Raw genomic sequence first — 2,067 nt, forward strand, 5'->3', positions numbered from 1 at the left:
GACGGCCTTCTGCACCGAGGAGATGACCTCGCGCGTGTCGTGGGTGATGACCTCGATGTTGTGGACGATGGTGCGGATGCTGCCCTCGTTGGACTCGGTCATGCCGCGCACGTCGCCACTCACCACCTCGATGTTGCGCAGGATGGCGTCCAGGCGCTGGGCGGTGATGCGCACCGTCATGTCCATCGAGTCCGACAGCCGCACGAGGTTGTCGACGATCCGCTCCAGCGAGCCGGCGCCCTTGTCGCCGCCGAGCACGTCGCGCAGCGCCGCCGTCACCTGCTGGATGTCCGAGGTGATCTGACTGAGCGAGCCGAAGACGGCCTCCATGCCCTGCACGTCCACCACGCGGCGGATCTCCCCGCCATCCGTCATGTTGGGGGCCTGCTCGGAGCCCGGGTTGAGATCCAGCAGGTAGTCGCCCAGCAGGGACTCCGAGCGCTTCACGAGGCCGGCGTCCTGGCGCACGTCCACGTCGCGGCGGATGCGCAGCGTCACCCGGGCGCGCGTGCCCTCCAGGTTGACGGTCTCCACCTCGCCCACGGGGATGCCGGCGATCTGCACCCGGCTCTTGGCCCCCAGGCCCGAGGCGTCCCGGAAGTAGGCGTACACCTGGATGGACTCGTCCTTGTCCAGCCCACCCTTGCGGGTGAACATGATGAAGCCGAAGAGGAACCCTCCGGCGACCAGCACCAGCAGACCTACTCGGAAGGGTGTGACGAGCTTCTTCACCGGGAGTGCTCCTAATCGTTCTTTCCGAACCAGGTCTGCATGAAGATCTCCACGGCCGGGTGCTTGGAGGCACGCACCTGCTCTGGGGATCCCTGCTCCAGGATGACGCCCTTGCTGAGAAAGGCGATCTGGTCCGCGATGTTGAAGGCCGAGGCGATGTCGTGGCTGATGACCACGCTCGTAATCCCCAGCTCTTTCTGGGCCGCGAGGATCATCTCGTCCACGTAGTCGGTGGTGATGGGATCCAGGCCCGTGGTGGGCTCGTCGTAGAGGACGATCTTCGGATTCATCACGATGGCGCGCGCCAGGCCCACGCGCTTGCGCATGCCGCCGGACAGGTCCGCGGGGAACTTCCGCTCCGAGGCGCGCGGCAGGCCCATCAGATCCAGCTTCGAGCGCACGAGCTTCTGGATCTCCTCCTCGGAGATTCCTCGGTGCTCGCGCAGCGGGAAGGCCACGTTGTCGTAGACGTCCATCGAGTCGAAGAGGGCGGCGGCCTGGAACACCATGCCGAACTTGTGCCGCATCCGCTCCAGGTCCTCGGGGCCCATGGGGACGACGTCCTCCCCGTCGATGATGACCTGGCCCTGGTCCGGCTTGAGCAGGCCGATCATGTGCTTCATCAACACCGTCTTGCCCGAGCCCGAGCCCCCCAGGATGACGCACGTGTTCCCCGCGGGCACCGAGAGGTTGATGCCCTTGAGGACGGTGTAGTCACCGAAGGATTTGTGCAGGTCGACGATCTCGATCATCGGCCTGGAGCTCATGTCCGACATCAGTGCAGGAGGACGCCGACGAGGAAGTCGAGGATGAAGATGGAGAGGGCGCTGGACACCATGGCCTCGGTGGTGGCCTTGCCCACGCCCTTGGCGCCACCCGCGGCGTTGAAGCCCTTGAAGCAGCAGATGAGGACCACGGCCAGGCCGAAAACGGCGCCCTTGATGAGCCCCTCGAAGACGTCCGAGGGATCCAACCACTGGCGGGTGCGCGAGATGAAGGTACCGGCCGACAGCCCCTTGACCGTCACCGAGACGAAGTAGGAGCCGAGGATGCCGGAGGTGTCGAAGAGCAGCGTGAGGATCGGCACCATGATGAGGCCGGCCAGCACCCGGGGGACCAGGAGGTACTGGATGGGGTTGACGGCCATGGTCTCCAGGGCGTCCACCTGCTCGGTGACGCGCATGGTGCCCAGCTCGGTGCACATGGCCGAGCCGGCGCGCATGGTGACCATCAGCGCGGAGAAGACGGGGGCCAGCTCGCGCGTGAGGGTGAGGGCCACGGTGGGGCCCACGAGGCTCTCCGCGTCGAACATCTCGAAGGCGCGCGAGGACTGGT

3 protein-coding genes are annotated in these 2,067 nt (G+C 66.2%); all 3 read right to left on the bottom strand.

All coding sequences use genetic code 11. The features are described from left to right. Positions 1-732, bottom strand: a 732-nt coding sequence (locus VF697_RS09365) for an MlaD family protein (protein ID WP_331093415.1), incomplete at its 3' end; no start/stop codon positions are given. A gap of 11 nt (positions 733-743) precedes the next feature. Further along, on the bottom strand, positions 744-1,484 hold the full coding sequence (locus VF697_RS09370; RefSeq protein WP_331093418.1) for an ABC transporter ATP-binding protein: 741 nt from the start codon (positions 1,482-1,484) through the stop codon (positions 744-746). Between the two features lie 23 nt (positions 1,485-1,507). Then, a partial coding sequence (locus tag VF697_RS09375; RefSeq protein WP_331093416.1) for an ABC transporter permease occupies positions 1,508-2,067 on the bottom strand: 560 nt, incomplete at its 5' end.

Source organism: Archangium sp. (assembly GCF_036388035.1).
Taxonomy (GTDB): domain Bacteria; phylum Myxococcota; class Myxococcia; order Myxococcales; family Myxococcaceae; genus Archangium.

Excerpts from the sequence above, each read along its gene's own strand:
- VF697_RS09370 (WP_331093418.1), bottom strand. The coding sequence starts at position 1,484 with ATGATCGAGATCGTCGACCTGCACAAATCCTTCGGTGACTACACCGTC.